The organism is Tistrella arctica, assembly GCF_039630945.1.
GTDB lineage: Bacteria > Pseudomonadota > Alphaproteobacteria > Tistrellales > Tistrellaceae > Tistrella > Tistrella bauzanensis.
The window spans coordinates 469230-485186 of sequence record NZ_JBBKTV010000006.1; the positions used below are offsets into that span (position 1 = coordinate 469230).

At 68.2% G+C, this 15957-nt stretch carries 15 protein-coding genes; 10 read left to right on the forward strand and 5 right to left on the reverse strand.

What is annotated here, in order from left to right; all coding sequences use genetic code 11:
- Positions 1 to 35 precede the first annotated feature (35 nt).
- A complete protein-coding gene (locus WG924_RS16235; RefSeq protein ID WP_345934107.1) occupies positions 36 to 701 on the forward strand; it encodes a helix-turn-helix domain-containing protein in 666 nt (221 codons plus the stop codon).
- Positions 702 to 760: 59 nt separating this feature from the next.
- Here WG924_RS16235 and WG924_RS16240 read toward each other — a convergent pair whose 3' ends face one another.
- The 3 genes from WG924_RS16240 to WG924_RS16250 all read right to left on the reverse strand — a co-directional run bounded on the left by WG924_RS16240 (position 761) and on the right by WG924_RS16250 (position 3061).
- A complete protein-coding gene (locus WG924_RS16240; RefSeq protein WP_345934108.1) occupies positions 761 to 1105 on the reverse strand; it encodes a DMT family transporter in 345 nt (114 codons plus the stop codon).
- Between the two features lie 73 nt (positions 1106 to 1178).
- Complete coding sequence (locus WG924_RS16245; RefSeq protein WP_345934109.1) at positions 1179 to 2108, reverse strand: prephenate dehydratase; 930 nt, start codon at positions 2106 to 2108, stop codon at positions 1179 to 1181.
- A 200-nt stretch (positions 2109 to 2308) separates the two neighbouring features.
- Entirely contained in the window at positions 2309 to 3061 is a 753-nt protein-coding gene (locus tag WG924_RS16250) for a 3-deoxy-manno-octulosonate cytidylyltransferase (RefSeq protein ID WP_345934111.1), read from the reverse strand.
- A 340-nt stretch (positions 3062 to 3401) separates the two neighbouring features.
- Between WG924_RS16250 and WG924_RS16255 the strand changes: the two genes are divergently transcribed.
- The 9 genes from WG924_RS16255 (at position 3402) to WG924_RS16295 (ending at position 12871) form a co-directional block, all read left to right on the forward strand.
- Positions 3402 to 4040 (forward strand): c-type cytochrome, encoded by a 639-nt coding sequence (locus WG924_RS16255; protein WP_345934112.1) that lies wholly within the window; start codon positions 3402 to 3404, stop codon positions 4038 to 4040.
- 141 nt (positions 4041 to 4181) lie between these two features.
- Positions 4182 to 5009, forward strand: coding sequence for an inositol monophosphatase family protein (locus WG924_RS16260; protein WP_345934113.1), 828 nt, complete (start codon positions 4182 to 4184; stop codon positions 5007 to 5009).
- Positions 5010 to 5088: 79 nt separating this feature from the next.
- A complete protein-coding gene (locus WG924_RS16265; protein ID WP_345934114.1) occupies positions 5089 to 7005 on the forward strand; it encodes an extracellular solute-binding protein in 1917 nt (638 codons plus the stop codon).
- A gap of 18 nt (positions 7006 to 7023) precedes the next feature.
- Positions 7024 to 8106 (forward strand): microcin C ABC transporter permease YejB, encoded by a 1083-nt coding sequence (locus WG924_RS16270; RefSeq protein ID WP_345934115.1) that lies wholly within the window; start codon positions 7024 to 7026, stop codon positions 8104 to 8106.
- A gap of 4 nt (positions 8107 to 8110) precedes the next feature.
- Complete coding sequence (locus tag WG924_RS16275) at positions 8111 to 9157, forward strand: ABC transporter permease (protein WP_345934146.1); 1047 nt, start codon at positions 8111 to 8113, stop codon at positions 9155 to 9157.
- Positions 9154 to 10947: an ABC transporter ATP-binding protein gene (locus tag WG924_RS16280; RefSeq protein WP_345934117.1), complete on the forward strand. Its 1794-nt coding sequence runs from the start codon at positions 9154 to 9156 to the stop codon at positions 10945 to 10947. The genes WG924_RS16275 and WG924_RS16280 overlap by 4 nt, the downstream gene beginning before the upstream one ends.
- A 103-nt stretch (positions 10948 to 11050) precedes the next feature.
- Positions 11051 to 12322 carry a bifunctional transcriptional activator/DNA repair enzyme AdaA gene (locus WG924_RS16285; protein WP_345934118.1) on the forward strand — a complete coding sequence of 424 codons (1272 nt, stop codon included), beginning with the start codon at positions 11051 to 11053 and terminating at the stop codon, positions 12320 to 12322.
- 135 nt (positions 12323 to 12457) lie between these two features.
- The gene (locus WG924_RS16290) at positions 12458 to 12703 is read left to right on the forward strand and encodes a type II toxin-antitoxin system ParD family antitoxin (protein WP_345934120.1); all 246 of its coding nucleotides are present in this window, start codon (positions 12458 to 12460) and stop codon (positions 12701 to 12703) included.
- Between the two features lie 66 nt (positions 12704 to 12769).
- Complete coding sequence (locus tag WG924_RS16295) at positions 12770 to 12871, forward strand: hypothetical protein (RefSeq protein WP_345934121.1); 102 nt, start codon at positions 12770 to 12772, stop codon at positions 12869 to 12871.
- 64 nt (positions 12872 to 12935) lie between these two features.
- Here the strand turns inward: WG924_RS16295 and WG924_RS16300 are convergent, their stop codons facing one another.
- Positions 12936 to 14207, reverse strand: a complete 1272-nt coding sequence (locus WG924_RS16300; protein WP_345934122.1) for a lipase family protein — start codon at positions 14205 to 14207, stop codon at positions 12936 to 12938.
- Between the two features lie 113 nt (positions 14208 to 14320).
- Positions 14321 to 15724 carry a leucyl aminopeptidase family protein gene (locus WG924_RS16305; protein WP_345934123.1) on the reverse strand — a complete coding sequence of 468 codons (1404 nt, stop codon included), beginning with the start codon at positions 15722 to 15724 and terminating at the stop codon, positions 14321 to 14323.
- Between the last annotated feature and the right edge of the window lie 233 nt (positions 15725 to 15957).

Here is a 15957-nt window from a genome sequence, read left to right on the forward strand (position 1 = left end):
GCGGCCGGCGGTCATGTCAGCGCTAAGGACCCATGATGAGCAGCCACAGCCAGCACAGCGACGACGGCGAGCGCAGCCCGGTGGTCGACGAGATCGACGACGGCATGGTCACCGGCGAGGCCGGCCAGATCGAAAGCCGCGTGTCCCGGCGTATTCGCGAGTTGCGGCGCGATCGTGGCATGACCCTGCAGACCCTGGCCGAGAAGGCCGGGGTATCGAAATCGATGATTTCCAAGGTGGAGCGCGGCGAGGCCAGTCCGTCTGCCGCCACGGTGGCGCGGCTGGCGGCCGGGCTTGGCGTCACCATCTCAAGCCTGCTGGGCGAACACGACCGCCACGACGTGCTGCTGCTGCGCCGCGCCGATCAGGCGGCCTTCGTCGACCCGGAAACCGGCTTCGAGCGCCGGTCGATGTCGCCGATCTTCCCGTCGCGGGGCCTGGATCTGGTGCAGGTGACCGTGCCCCAGGGCGCCACCGCCGGCCCCTTCGTCGGTCATCGCTATGGGGTCGAGGAATATCTGGTGGTGGTGGAAGGCCGGCTCGGCGTCACCGTCGGTGGCGTCAACCATGTGCTGCAGACCGGCGACGCGATCTTCTATCAGGCCCATGTCGCCCATCAATACGCCAATCTGGGCGAGGGCCCGGCCGTGGCGCTGGTGGTGATCGGCGATATCCGCGACCTGCGCGAAGGCCGCGACTGACGCCGCAGGCAGCGCCCGTCGGCAGCCTCAGTGCTCACCCGACTCAGAGCCCGCCAGACTCAGTGCCCACCCGAAAGGTTCAGCCCGATCACCCCGGCCACGATCAGCCCCAGCGAGGCCAGCTTGATCGGGTTCAGGCTTTCGCCGAAAGCGACGATGCCGATGGTGGCGATCAGCGCCGTGCCCACCCCTGACCAGATCGCATAGGCGATGCCGATCTCGATCCGCTTCAGGGCCAGCCCCAGCAGGCTGAAGGCGATCAGATAGCCCAGCACCATCACCACCACCGGCCCGGTGCGGCTGAGGCCGTCGGACAGTTTCATCGACGTGGTGGCGATGACCTCGGCCGCGATCGCGCCGCCAAGCAGCGCCCAGGCAAGTCCGGCACTGATCCCGCTGCCCATCCTGTGGGGTCGCCCTTCGTCGGCGGCCGACCTGTCCGGTCAGCCGGATGTGGAGATGCCGGGTGCGGCGATATCAAAGACCCGAGGGCAGACCGTCCGGCCCCGCGGCCCCGCCGGCGGGCCCCCCGGCCAGCCGGTCGGGGCTTGCCGGATAGATCCCCAGAATCCGGACATCGGTCGAAAAGAAGCGCAGCTCCTCCATCGCCAGCGCCACACGGCGCTCATCGGGATGGCCCTCGATATCGGCATAGAACACCGCCGGGGTGAAGGCGCCGTCGATCAGGTAATTCTCAAGCTTGGTCATGTTGACGCCATTGGTCGCGAACCCGCCCAGCGCCTTGTACAGCGCCGCCGGCACGTTGCGGACCTGGAAGATGAAGCTGGTCACCACCGGGCCGTTGCCGGCCGCCGGCACCACCTTGTCGCGCATCATCACGACGAAGCGGGTGGTGTTGTGCTCGGCATCCTCGATCGCCTCGGCCAGCACATCCAGGCCATAGATCTCGGCCGACAGCCGCGAGGCGATCGCCGATACCGTCGGATCCTGAAGTTCGGCCACCCGGGCGGCGGCACTGGCGGTGTCGGAATGCACCACCGGCCGGATGCCGTTCGCCTCCATGAACACATGGCATTGCGACAGGGCGTGAACATGGCTCAGCGCCGTGCGCACCCCCGCCAGACTGGCGCCGGGCGCCCCCAGCAGGCAATGGCTCACCCGCATGAAATGCTCGCCGGTAATACTGAGCCCCGATCTGGGCAGCAGGCGGTGCACATCGGCCACCCGCCCGGCCAGGGTGTTGTCGATCGGGATCATCGCCTGATCGGCCTGGCCCTCACGCACCGCGTCGATCGCATCGGCGAATGTCGGGCAGGGCAGCGGCACCATGTCGGGAAACATCTGGCGGCAGGCCATGTGCGAATAGGCGCCGGGCTGGCCCTGGAAGGCGATGATGTCGGCGGGACGGTGCGGCGCCGGGCGGGACATGGATGACGAGGCGGGCATGGGCGGTGTTTCCGGAGTGCAGGGGGAAGCTGTCGGTAAAAGCGCGCGCCATCTTGCGCCCGCATCGCCCTGCCTGTCCATGCCGGCAGCCGGGTTTTCCGGCGGCTCCCGCCCCCCCTTTCAGACCCGGGCCGGTCCAGACACCGGCTGGTTCGGATCCTGGCCGGTTCGGATCCTGGCCGGTTCGGATCCTGGCCGGTTCAGATCCTGGCCACCAGCAGCCGGCGGGCGACCTCAAGATCCTCGGGCGTGTTCACCTCGAACGGGATGGTGTCGACGATCGCGGCATCGATCCGCAGGCCCGCTTCCAGCGCGCGCAGTTGCTCCAGCCGTTCACGCAGTTCGAGCGGGCTGGGCGGCAACGACACGAACCGGTCCAGCGCCGCGCGCCGGAAGGCATAGAAGCCGATGTGATGATAGACCGGGCCGGGGCCCGAGGGCGCATCGGCGCGGGTGAAATACAAGGCACGGCCGGTGCGGACGGCACCATCCGCCGGGCGGCCCGCCGGCATCGACAGCACGGCCTTGGCGGCATTCGGATTGGCGCGCACCAGCGGGTCTTCGGTCTCGACCACCAGGGTCGCGATGTCGACACCGTCGCCGAGCGCCGCCAGTGCGGCCCGCGGCAGCGCCGGGTCCAGCGCCGGCATGTCGCCCTGGAAATTGATCACCACGTCATGGCGGCGATCGGGATCGAAAATCTCGGCCGCCGCCTGCACCCGATCGGAGCCGGAGGGCAGGCCCGGATCGGTCAGCACCGCATGGCCGCCGGCTGCCTGCACCACATCCACGATCTCCTGATCGCCCGCGGCCACCACCACCGGGCCGACGCCGGCCGCCAGCGCATGGTCCAGGCAGTGCAGGATCATCGGCCGGCCGTTGATGTCGGCCAGCGGCTTGCGGGGCAGGCGGCTTGCGGCAAGCCGGGTTGGGATCACGACCAGCGGGTTCATCGGCAGATCCATCCTGATGGTTGCGACCATGTGACGCAGGGGGGCGGCTGCACGTGGAAGCGGCACCGCTTCGCCCCTTATAGGGATTGGACAGACGCGGGGGAAGTGGCTAATCTGCGCGCGACCCGGCCCCTGGATGGCCGGACGCGAACCCGTGCCATGGTCCCCTGAGGGACGGACCGGGTCCGGCTGCGGCTCCGGTCGCGGCGGACCCGACAACCGCCCCGGGTATCCTGGCGCTTAACAAAACCTGCGGCGCGGCACCACCCCGTGCCGAACCGTGCCTAGCTGTCCGGCTTCGTGTGTGGGCCGTCGGGCTTCGTGTGTAAGAGGATTGGGCATGTCCGGCTTCGAATTCAACAAGCTGATGGCCGCGTTCCTGACGGCAGCGCTGTTCGCCATGGTCGTCGGTGTCGTTTCGGAGATGGTGTACGAGCCGGAACATCTGGAACAGAACGCCTATGTGATCGAGGGCGTGGAACAGAGCGGCGCCGCCGAGGCTCCGGCCGAGGTTCCCTTCCCGGTGGCGCTGGCATCCGCCGACCCCAAGGCCGGCGCCAAGGTCTTCGCGCGCTGCACCGCCTGCCATGACGACTCGAAGGGCGGCCCGAACAAGGTCGGCCCCGAGCTGTGGAGCGTGGTCGGCCGCCCGATCGCCTCGGCCGACGGCTTCGCCTATTCCGCGGCCCTGCAGGGGCTCGGCGGCGAGTGGACCTTCGACAAGCTCGATCACTTCCTGACCAAGCCGTCGGATTTCGCGCCGGGCACCAAGATGTCCTTCGCCGGCCTGTCGAAGGTTGAAGATCGCGCCGCGGTCATCGCCTATCTGAACAGCCAGTCCGACAACCCGCAGCCGCTGCCGGAAGCGCCGGCAGCCGAGGCGCCGGCCGCCGACGCACCGGCCGAGGGTGAGGCAGCCGCCCCCTCAGCGGAGGGCGAGGCCGCACCTGCCGCCGAAGCCCCGGCCTCTGCCGGTTGATCCGACCGGTGATCAGTCCCGGCCGGTTCTGACATATGGTCGCGGCCCTGATATCGTGATGAAGACGCCCGCCGGATCAGATCGATCCGGCGGGCGTCTTCGTATTGCACACCGCAACCGCCCCCATGATCCGAGGCATCGATGCCGATCAACCCGCCCACCGCCGATCCGGCATCTGTCGCTGCATCCGTCGCGGCAGACGCCGCCGCCTGCCTGCCTCTGGCCTTCCGGCTGGCCGATGCCGCGCGTGTTGAAGCCCGGCGTTATTTCCGCACCGCCGTGCCGGTGGATGTGAAGCCCGATCACAGCCCGGTCACCCTGGCCGATCGCGAGGCCGAGGCGGCGATGCGCCGCATTCTCGAAGCCGAGGCGCCCGACCACGGCATCTTCGGCGAGGAACACGGCCGCGTGCGCCAGGGGGCCGACTGGCAGTGGATTCTGGACCCGATCGACGGCACCCGCGCCTTCATCACCGGCAAACCCACCTTCGGCACCCTGATTGGCCTGTGTTTTCGCGGCCGGCCGGTGCTGGGGGTGATCGATGCCGGCGGCACCGGCGAACGCTGGTGGGGTGTCGCCGGCCGTGACAGTTGCCATGACGGCCTGGTGATCCGCAGCCGCGACTGCGCCGATCTGGCCCCGGCCCGCATGGCCGCCACCTCGCCCGCCATGTTCGGCCCCGCCGACCGGCCGGGTTTCGACCGTCTGGCCGGCTCGGTCGCCGATGTGGTCTGGGGGGGCGACTGTTATAACTATGGCCTGCTGGCGATGGGCCTGCTCGATCTGGTGGCAGAGGTCGACATGAAGCCCTATGACTGGTGCGCGCTGGTGCCGGTGATCGAGGGCGCCGGCGGCATCGTCAGCGACTGGCACGGCCGGCCGCTCAGCCTGGATGGCGATGGCCGGATTCTGGCCGCGGGCGATCGGCGCGCGCATGCCGCGGCGCTCGAAATTCTGGCCGCGGCCTGAACGGGCCTTACCATTGCCCGAACTTGGCCTATCATGAATGGATGCAGCCGATGCAGCGACAGGGGGATAGCGGCAGGTGATGGCTGAACGAGGGGACACCACGGCGATCGACGGTGCGGGCACCGGTACGGACGGCCGGCGCCGCAGATCCGGGCATGCGGCACGCCGCCTTATGACGGCGGCGGCGGTGATGATCGGTCTGACGGGCGGCCTGATCGGCGGCCTGACCGCCCTGCCCGGCCGGCTGCATGCCGCGCCGTCGCATGGCGTGTCGATGTATGGCGACCTGAAATACCCACCCGATTTCACCCATTTCGCCTATGCCTATCCCGATGCACCCAAGGGGGGCACGCTGAAGACCGCGGCGCGCGGCACCTTCGACAGCCTGAACCCGTTCGCGCTGCGCGGCATCTCGGCGGGTGTCGGCTCCACCTTCGACACCCTGACCGTCCAGAGCCTCGACGAGCCGTTCTCGGAATACGGCCTGATCGCCAGAACCATCGACATCGCGCCCGACAATTCCTCGGTCACCTTCACGCTGCGCAGGCAAGCGCGGTTCCATGACGGCAGCCCGGTCACCGCCGCCGATGTCGCCTTCACCTTCGACACGCTGAAGACCAAGGGCCATCCGATGTATCGGATCTATTATGCCGAGGTCGAGGCCGCGGAGGTGATTGACGATCACACGGTGCGGTTCAGCTTCTCGAACACCAGCAATCGCGAGTTGCCGCTGATTCTGGGGCAGTTGCCGGTGCTGTCGAAGGCGTTCTTCGAAACCCGCGACTTCACCGCCACCACGCTGGAACCACTGCTCGGCAGCGGCCCCTATAAGGTCGCCTCCGCCGATCCCGGGCGCTCGCTGGTGCTGGAACGGGTGAAAGATTACTGGGCGCGCGATCTGCCGGTGAATGTGGGGCGGCATAATTTCGATCGTCAGGTGGTCGATTATTACCGCGACGACGAGGTGTCGGTCGAAGCCTTCAAAGCTGGACAATACGACCTGCGGCTTGAAAACAGCGCCCGCCGCTGGGCCACCGCCTATAACATGCCCGAGGTTGAAAGCGGCAAGCTGCAACTGGCGGTGATCCCGCACCGGATCTCGGTCGGCATGCAGGGGCTGGTGATGAACACCCGCCGGCCGAAATTCCAGGACCCGGCGCTGCGCCGGGCGATGCAGTATGTCTTCGACTTCGAATGGTCGAACAAGACCCTGTTCTATGGCGCCTATACCCGCACCGACAGCTATTTCGAGAACTCCTCGATGGCATCGAGCGGCGTGCCCGAGGGCGCCGAACTGGCCTTGCTGGAACCGTTCCGCGACCAGTTGCCCGAGGCGTTGTTCACCGAACCCTATGCCGTGCCCAGGACCGATGGCAGCGGCAGCAACCGCGAGGGGCTGAAGGCGGCTTACGAGATCCTTCAGGATGCGGGCTATGAGGTGCGCAACGGCAAGCTCTATGCCCCCGACGCCAAGGAACCGCTGCGCATCGAATTCCTGATCGACGATGCCGCCACGGAACGGATCGTGATGCCGATCACCCGCAGCCTGGGGCGGCTCGGCATCGATGCCAATGTCCGCATGGTCGACGCCGCACAGTATGAAAACCGCCTTCAGACCTTCGATTACGACATCATCACCGAGGTCTGGGCGCAATCGCAGTCGCCGGGCAACGAGCAGCGGGAATATTGGGGCAGCGATGCCGCCGACCGCCCCGGCAGCCGCAATTATGCCGGAATCAAGAATCCGGTGGTCGATGCGCTGATCCAGAAGATCATCGATGCCAGGGACCGCAGCAGCCTGGTCACGGCGGTGAAGGCGCTGGACCGGGTGCTGTTATGGGGCGATTACGTCATCCCCAACTTCCATCTGCCGGCTTTCCGGCTGGTCTATTGGAACAAGTTCGGTCGCCCACAGGTCTTGCCCGATTACGGGATCGATCTGGACACCTGGTGGGTGGATCAGGCGCTGGCCCGCAAATACAATCTTGGCCGCTGAGGGAGGACCGGACCCGGCATGTTCGCATACATTCTGCGCCGCCTGGCCCTGATCCCATTCACGCTGTTCGGCATCATGGTGATCAATTTCGCCGTGGTGCAGTTCGCGCCGGGCGGGCCGGTGGAACAGATGCTCGCGACATTGAGCGGGGCGCAGTCCGATGCCACCGCCGGGTTCAGCGGCGGCGGCCGCGAGGTCGCGTCCGTGCCCACGGGCCGGGAGTATCGCGGCGCCCGTGGCCTGCCCGAAGGACTGGTCGACGAAATCCGCAGCCTCTATGGCTTCGACAAACCGCCGGTCGAACGCTTCGTCGACATGATGACCAGCTATGTCACCTTCGATTTCGGCGACAGCTTCTTCCGCAACGCGCCGGTGGTGTCGCTGATCGCCGACAAGCTGCCGGTCTCGGTGTCTCTGGGGTTATGGAGCACGCTGATCATCTATCTGGTGTCGATTCCGCTCGGCATCGCCAAGGCGGTGCGCGACGGCACGCCCTTCGATATCTGGACCAGCGGGCTGGTGATCGTGGGCTATGCCGTGCCCGCCTTTCTGTTCGCCATTCTGCTGGTGGTGCTGTTCGCCGGCGGGTCGATGGTCAGTTGGTTTCCGTTGCGCGGGCTGGTTTCCGACAACTGGGCCGATCTGCCCTGGTGGCGACAGATCCTCGACTATTTCTGGCATCTGGCGCTGCCGGTGACCTCGCTGGTGATCGGCGGCTTCGCCACCCTCACGCTGCTCACCAAGAATTCCTTCCTCGACGAGATCGGCAAGCATTACGTCATCACCGCCCGCGCCAAAGGGCTCACCGAGCGGCGGGTGCTGTATGGACATGTGTTCCGCAATGCCATGCTGATCGTGGTGGCCGGCCTGCCAGCCACCCTGGTCGGGCTGCTGTTCACCGGGTCGCTGCTGATCGAGGTGATCTTCTCGCTCGACGGGCTGGGGCTGTTGTCCTACGAGGCGGTGCTGAACCGCGATTATCCGATCGTTTTCGCATCCCTGTTCATCTTCACCCTGATCGGGCTGCTGCTGAACCTGATCGGCGATCTGATGTATGTGGCGATCGATCCGCGGATCGATTTCGAAGGCCGGGGGGCTTGAGGCGATGGGGCTGACCAGCTGGAGCGCCGGGCTCGGGCCACTCAACCGTCGCCGGCTGCGCAATTTCCGCCGCAACCGCCGGGGCTTCTGGTCGCTGTGGCTGTTCCTGGTGCTGTTCATCCTGTCGCTGGCGGCCGAATTCGTCGCCAATGACCGGCCGATCCTGATGTCCTATCAGGGCCGGCTGTATGTGCCGGTGCTGGTCGACTATCCCGACAGCGATTTCGGCGGCTTCCTGCCGACGCCGGCCAATTACCGCGACCAGATCACCATGGACACGATCGAGGCCGATGGCTGGGCGATCTGGCCGCCGGTGCGGTTTTCCTACAACACCATCAATTTCAATCTTCAGGTGCCGGCGCCGGCGCCGCCCTCGGCCGAGAACTGGCTGGGCACCGATGATCAGGGCCGTGACGTGCTGGCCCGGCTGATCTATGGCTTCCGGCTGTCGGTGCTGTTCGGGCTGGGGCTGACGCTGGCAAGCTCGGTGATCGGCGTCGTCGCCGGCGCCGTGCAGGGCTATTTCGGCGGCGTCACCGATCTGGTGTTCCAGCGGCTGATCGAGATCTGGTCGGGGCTGCCGCAGCTTTACGTGCTGCTGATCCTGTCGGCGCTGTTCCAGCCCACCGTCTGGCTGCTGCTGGGCCTGCTCACCCTGTTTTCGTGGACCGGGCTGGTGGCGCTGGTGCGGGCCGAATTCCTGCGCACGCGCAATTTCGACTATGTCCGCGCCGCCCGCGCCATGGGGGTCAGCGATGTCGGCATCATGCGCCGCCACATCCTGCCCAATGCCATGGTCTCCACCCTCACCTTCCTGCCCTTCATCCTCTCAGGCGGCATCACGGCCCTGACCTCGCTGGATTTCCTGGGGCTCGGGCTGCCGGCCGGCTCGCCCTCGCTGGGCGAGCTGCTCAATCAGGGCAAGAACAACCTTCAGGCGCCGTGGCTGGGCATTTCCGGCTTCATCACCCTGGCGCTGATGCTGTCCCTGCTGATCTTCATCGGAGAGGCCGTGCGCGACGCCTTCGACCCCAAGAAGGTCTTTGCATGAGCGGGGGCCTGCGGATGAACGAGGCCACGGCGATCCCGGCCCCACTGCTCGATGTCACCGACCTGACCGTCACCTTCCAGAGCGAGGCGGCGCCCGGAGACGTGGCCCCACGCGGCACGGATCACGGCAGGCGGGTGATGATCGAGACCCGCGCGGTTGCCGGGGTGTCGTTCCAGGTCACCGCCGGCGAGACCCTGGCCCTGGTGGGCGAGAGCGGATCGGGCAAATCGGTCACCGCGCTGGCCCTGCTCGGCCTGCTGCCCCGGGGCCGCGACATCACCATCACCGGCCGGGCCCGGCTGGCCCCGGTCGCGGCACCGGTCGCAGTCGGCGGTGAGACGATGGAGCTGATCGGCGCCCCCGAACGGGTGCTGCGCCGGATGCGCGGCAACCGCATCGCCATGGTGTTCCAGGAGCCGATGACCGCGCTGAACCCGCTGCACCGGGTGGGCCGTCAGATCATCGAGATTCTGGCCGTGCATCGCGGGCTTCAGGGCACCGCCGCCCGCGCGCGGGTCGATGCCCTGCTGCGCGAGGTGGCGCTGGTCGACAGTCAGGGCGATACCGGCCGCATCGTGAACGCCTATCCGCATGAATTGTCGGGGGGGCAGCGCCAGCGGGTGATGATCGCGATGGCGCTGGCCAACGAACCCGATCTGCTGATCGCCGACGAGCCCACCACCGCGCTGGATGTGACGGTGCAGGAGGAGATCCTGGGCCTGCTGGCCCGCATCCGCCGCGAGCGCGGCATGGCCCTGCTGCTGATCACCCATGATCTGGCGATCGTGCGCCGCACGGCCGACCGGGTGGCGGTGATGCGCCATGGGCTGCTGGTCGAACAGGGGCCGGTCGACCAGATCTTCCGGAACCCGCGCCACGACTATACCCGCATGCTGATGGCGGCACGGCCGCGCGGCCGGCCGGTGGCGGTGCCCCAGACCGATGCGCCGCTGCTGACGGTGCGCGATCTGTCGGTGCGCTATCCGGTGAAGGGTGGTCTGCTGCGCCGGGTGGTGTCGCATGTCGAGGCGGCAAGCGGCGTCGGCTTCACGCTCCGGCCGGGCGAGACCCTGGGGCTGGTGGGGGAAAGCGGCTCGGGCAAAAGCTCGATCGCCGCCGCCCTGATCCGGCTGACCACGGCCGAGGGCGTGATCGATTTCGACGGCATCGATCTGGCCCGGCTCGATCAGAAGCATCTGCGCCCGTTGCGCAACCGCTTCCAGATCGTGTTTCAGGATCCGTTCGGCTCGTTGAGCCCGCGCATGACCGTGGGTGACATCGTGGCCGAGGGGCTCGATATCCACGCCCCCATCGCCGACCGCGCCGCGCGCCGGCAGCGCATCGCCGACGCCCTGACCGAAGTCGGGCTGGAGGGGGCGATGCAGGACCGCTTCCCGCATGAATTCTCAGGCGGCCAGCGCCAGCGCATCGCCATCGCCCGCGCATTGATCCAGGAACCGGCGCTGATCATTCTCGACGAGCCGACCTCGGCGCTGGATGTATCGATCCAGGCCCAGATCGTCACCCTGCTGCGCGGGCTGCAACAGCGCCGGCGGCTGGCCTATGTGCTGATTTCGCATGATCTGGCGGTGGTGCGGGCGCTGGCTCATCAGTTGATCGTGCTGCGCCGGGGCCGGGTGGTGGAACAGGGGCCGGCCGACCAGGTGATGGAGGCGCCGGCCAGCGACTATACCCGCGCGCTGATCGCCGCCGCCTTCCCCGACGGCCTTCCTGATGACACACCCGCCGGCGAGGGGCAACCCGACGGCACGCCACTGCCGAACGGCTGACCGGCCGGATGACATCCGCGTCCGGTCGCGGATGGTGGCCGGCCCCCGATCGGGTGCAGGATAGCCGTCACCTGATCCAGCCGATCATCGAGGAAGCGCCATCATGTCCGATCACCAGATCCAGCCGTCGGCCGGGCCCGTCGCGGCCGATATCCCGCAGCCGGCCACCGCCATGGCGCTGGCCGGCAATCAGGCCGGCGACGACCGGCTGTGGCATATCATCGTCACCCGCGACCGGCGGTTCGCCGATGCCTTCCGGCTGGGGGTGCTGACCACCGGCATCTATTGCCGGCCCGGCTGCCCGGCGCGCACGCCACTCCGCCAGAATGTCCGCTTCTTCGCCGACGCCCATGCCGCCGAGGCGGCGGGGTTCCGCGCCTGCAAGCGCTGTGCGCCGCAGCCACAGGCGCTGGGGCCGGAACAGCGGCTGGTGCTGGCGGCCATGGGCGCCATCGACCGGCGCTGCGAGGTGCCGGGCGCCACCGAGCTTGCCAGCCTGCTGGGGGTTGAGACCCGCAGGCTGGCCCGTGCCTTCGGCCGGGTGCTGGGCGTGGCGCCGGCCGACATGCTGCGCGGGCTGAAGCGCAACCGTTTCCGGGCCGCGCTGAAGGCGGGGGAGAGCGTGACCGAGGCGGTCTATACCGCCGGCTTCGGCGGCCCCGCGCGGGTTTATGACGGTGGTGCCGCCGGGCTTGGCATGGCGCCCGGCCGCTTCGCCGCCGGCGGCGGTGGCGAGACGGTGTCGTGGCGGCTGTTCGATTGTCCCCATGGCCGGCTGCTGATCGCCGCCACCGATCGCGGCATCGCCATGATCGCGATCGATCCCGACGACGCCGCCCTGTTGCGCGGGCTTGGTGCCGATTTCCCCGCGGCCCGGCTGGTCGAGGCCGATGCCGGCCACGGGCTGATCGGCGCCGCCGCCGAGGCGGTGCTGGCGGGGTTGTCGCAGGATGGCGCGCGGCTGGACGATCACGGTCTGCCGCTGGATCTGCGCGCCGGCGCCTTCACGCTGCGTGTGTGGGAGGCGCTGCGCCGGCTGCCGGCGGGTCAGGTCACCACCTATGGCGCCCTGGCCCGCGCCCTGGGCAATCCCGGCGCCGCGCGCGCGGTGGGCCGCGCCTGCGCCACCAACAAGGTGGCGCTGCTGGTGCCCTGCCACCGGGTGGTGCCCGAACAGGGCGGCTTCGCCGGCTATCGCTGGGGCGAACGGGTCAAACGCGCCCTGCTCGCCACCGAAGGCGCCACCTTGCCCCCCGACCGTGCCACGGCCGATCGTGCCGCGACGACCGCGGCGGGCGAACCGGCCGCGTCGGACGGGCCGGATGCCCCAGCCTCCGGCCTCCGGATGGCAACGGCGGCAGGAGGGCACCGCTGATCGACACTGATCGACCAGATCAGATCCATGGTAATATGCATCGACCATCCATCAGAAGCGTCGGGCCATCAGAAGCGTCGGGCCATCAGAAGCGTCGGGCCATCAGAAGCGTCGGGCCATCAGAAGCATCAGGCCATGAGTGGAAGCACATCGATCACGATTGGCGATCATTTTGCTGCCGTCATTGAGGCGCAAGTGGACACGGGCCGATATGGATCGGCGAGCGAGGTCGTGCGGGCAGGCTTGCGGCTGCTTGAAGAACATGAAGCGCGCGTCCGCGCCTTGCAGGACGCCATTGACGACGGCGAGCGTTCCGGACCGCCGCAGGTTTTTGACAGCGATGCGTTCCTTGCACGCATGCGGGTGAAACATGCACGATGAGCCCCGACCGGTCGGGAAAACGAGAGGACCTATCAGCCTGTTTCTGTACGCTCCGGCTATTTCAAAATGCGGATCGGCGTGCATTTCGTGATCTTTAAAATCACATCGCAGGAGATTGACGTCATCCGGATTCTGCATAGCCGGATGGATGTCGACCGACATTTGTAATCGCCAGGCATCCAACCCGGCAGCCCGTTTCAGGCATACCGGGTCGGATGATATCAAGCACCGGTCAGGATGCTGGCTGGCCGCAGGTCGAGGTGACCGGGCGGCCGGCCATCACCTTGCGCACGAAGGGCACGCTGTCGCCCAGCGAGCCGTTGACCGCGCCGCTGTGGTCGAGCCCCGGATAGACATGGGCCTCGACCACCGTGCCGGCGGCGCAGGCGGCATCGACCACCGCCTTCTGCATCGGCGGCGGCACGTCGTGATCATTGGCGCCGGTGCCCACGAACAGCGGATGGGCCAGTTTCACGGTCGGATAGGCCAGGCTGGGCGCCAGACCCTGGATGACCTCCAGCGCCCTGGGCGTCATGGTGTTGGCGCGGGTCAGCCCGGCCTCGGTGACCGCGTTGAACACCGGCACCACGCAGGCCGTGCGGGCCTGATCCAGCACCGGTGCCGCTTTTGCCGTGAACATCGACGATGCCGGCACTTTGGTCGGCGCCTGTTCGGCCAGCAGGCCGATATAGAGCAGATAGGCGATGGTCGGATCGACCTTGTCGGGATTGGCGGTCGCGACCGCGGTCATCAACTGCGGCGTCAGGAACGGGATGCCGGTTGAAACGGTGCCGCGGATGTCGATATCCGGGGCATAATCGGGCGCGAAGGCCGCGGTGGCGAAAGCGGCGCCGCCACCCTGCGACTGGCCGATCAGCACCACAGGCTCGCCCAGATCCACCCCCAGCTCCGCCTCGCCCGACTGCACCGCGCGGATGCTGTCGAGCGTGCTGTAGGCTTCGGGGCGCGTCGCCAGATAGGGATGCGGGCCGGCCACGCCCAGCCCCTGATAATCGGTGGCGACGATCGCGAAGCCTTCCTTCAGCCAGCGGCCCAGATAATCGACATCGCGCTTCGACCGCCCGGCCCAGGACGGCGCGCAGGCATCGGCCACCCCCACCGTGCCATGGGCCCAGGCGAGCAGCGGCCAGCCGCCGGCGGGCGCCCGGCCCCGGGGCACGAACAGCGCACCCGAGACCACGATATGGCCATCGCCGGTGACGCCATCGGTCGCGGTATACAGGATCCGCATCTGCCGGGCGGCACCGGGCAGACCGCGATCGGCGGGCAGCGGCTCGCTGCGCAGCAACAGGCCGGCCTGCGCCGGGATCGGCCCGGTCCAGTCATAAAAGGCCGAAACCCCGCCATCGCCCTGGCTGGCATCGGGGGCCGGCATGTCGGCCGCAAAGGCCGGGGTGGTCGCCATCACGGCCAGGGCCGCCATGCCGGCCAGTGGTGCGGCAAGGCCGGCAAGGCCGCGGAATGATTTCGAGCTGCGGAACATCTGGGGGCGTTTCCCTGCGCTGGTTCTTCTTGAAGAACCGATAGTGTGCCAGAACCGACGCCGGGATCATCAGATAGTTCGTGTGAATTCCGCCCTGTGGTTGCCGATGCGCGTCACCCGGCCAGCGGATAGCGCTCGGCGATCAGCCGGTACAGCGCCCGCACGCCCATGATCTCGGCACCTTCCGGCCGGCCGGGGCGGCTGCGGGTGTTCCAGGCCATCAGGTCCAGATGCAGCCAGCCGGCCCGCGCCTCGCCGGCGAAGGCATCCAGGAACAGGGCGGCGGTGGTGGCACCGGCAAAGCCGCCGCCGACATTGCAGATATCGGCGATCTTGCTGTCCAGCATATGGCGATAGCCGCGATGCAGCGGCAGCCGCCAGACCGGATCGTCCTCGGCCCGTGCCGCCGCTTCGAATGCCTGCGCCAGCCCGTCATCGGCGGCGAAGAAGGCGGCGATCTCGGTGCCCACCGCCACCCGGGCCGCCCCGGTCAGGGTGGCCACGTCGATCAGCAGCGCCGGCTGTTCGCGCGCGGCTTCGGCCAGGGCATCGGCCAGCACCAGCCGCCCCTCGGCATCGGTATCGCCGACCTCGACCGAAATCCCGGCGCGGGTCTTCAACACGTCGCCGGGGCGGAAGGCATCGCCCGCGATCGCATTGTCGACCGCCGGGATCAGCACCCGCAGCCGCACGGGCAGGCAGGCATCCATGATCAGCCGCGCCAGCGCCAGCACATGGGCGGCGCCGCCCATATCCTTCTTCATCAGCCGCATGCCGGCCGGCGGTTTGATGTCCAGCCCGCCGCTGTCGAAGCACACGCCTTTGCCGACCAGGGTCACCTTCGGATGGTCCTCATCCCCCCAGGTGAAGTCGATCAGGCGCGGGCTGCGGCTGCTGGCCCGGCCCACGGCATGGATCGCCGGGAAATTCCGCTGGACCAGATTGTCACCGACGATTTCGTCATAGCGCCCGCCATGGCCTTCGGCGATGCGCCGCGCGGCCAGTGCCAGTTCCGGCGGGCCCATATCCTCGGCGGGGGTGTTGATCAGGTCGCGGCCCTGCGACAGTGCCTGCACCAGACTGCCCAGCCGGTCGATATCCACACCCGCCGGAATGACCAGCGTCGCCGGTGCCCGACGCTCGTCATGGCGGTTCAGATAGCGATCGAAGCGATAGGCGCCAAGCGCCCAGCCCATCGCCAGCCGCAAGCCTGTCTCGGCGTCGTCTGGTTCCGGGTCCAGCCGCCAGCGGCCTTCCGGCAGTTTCTGGGCCAGATCGCCGATCGTCCACGGGCCCGGCTCGCCATCGGTGACCACCAGCGCGCCCGCCAGTCGGCCATCCGCAGCCGGCAGCAGCAGATGGGCGCCCGCGCGCGGCTTGAACCCCTGGGCCTGCAGCCATGCGCCGATCTGCGGTTCCGCCGCATCGCGCCAGGCGGCGAAGCCGCGCTCGGCAACCAGGATCAGGGGCAGGGCGGCGGTCTCGCGGTCGCGGGCGAGGCTCGGGATCTCAGCCATGGACGTGCGGGGCTCCTTTTTGGGGCGGGGGGCGCGCGACGGGGTTGTACGCGCCGCCATCCGACAAGGTTGCCGCCCGGCCACCCGCCGTCAAGTGCGGTGGCACGCAAAGCAGGGCCCCGAACTCGGGTTAACGCGGTTTACGGCTTGCTCGTGCCGTGATTCTCTGAATCACCCTGATTTGGAGGACTGCTATGCCGCTGACTGGCCCGGCCCGTGGAGAGACGTCGCGT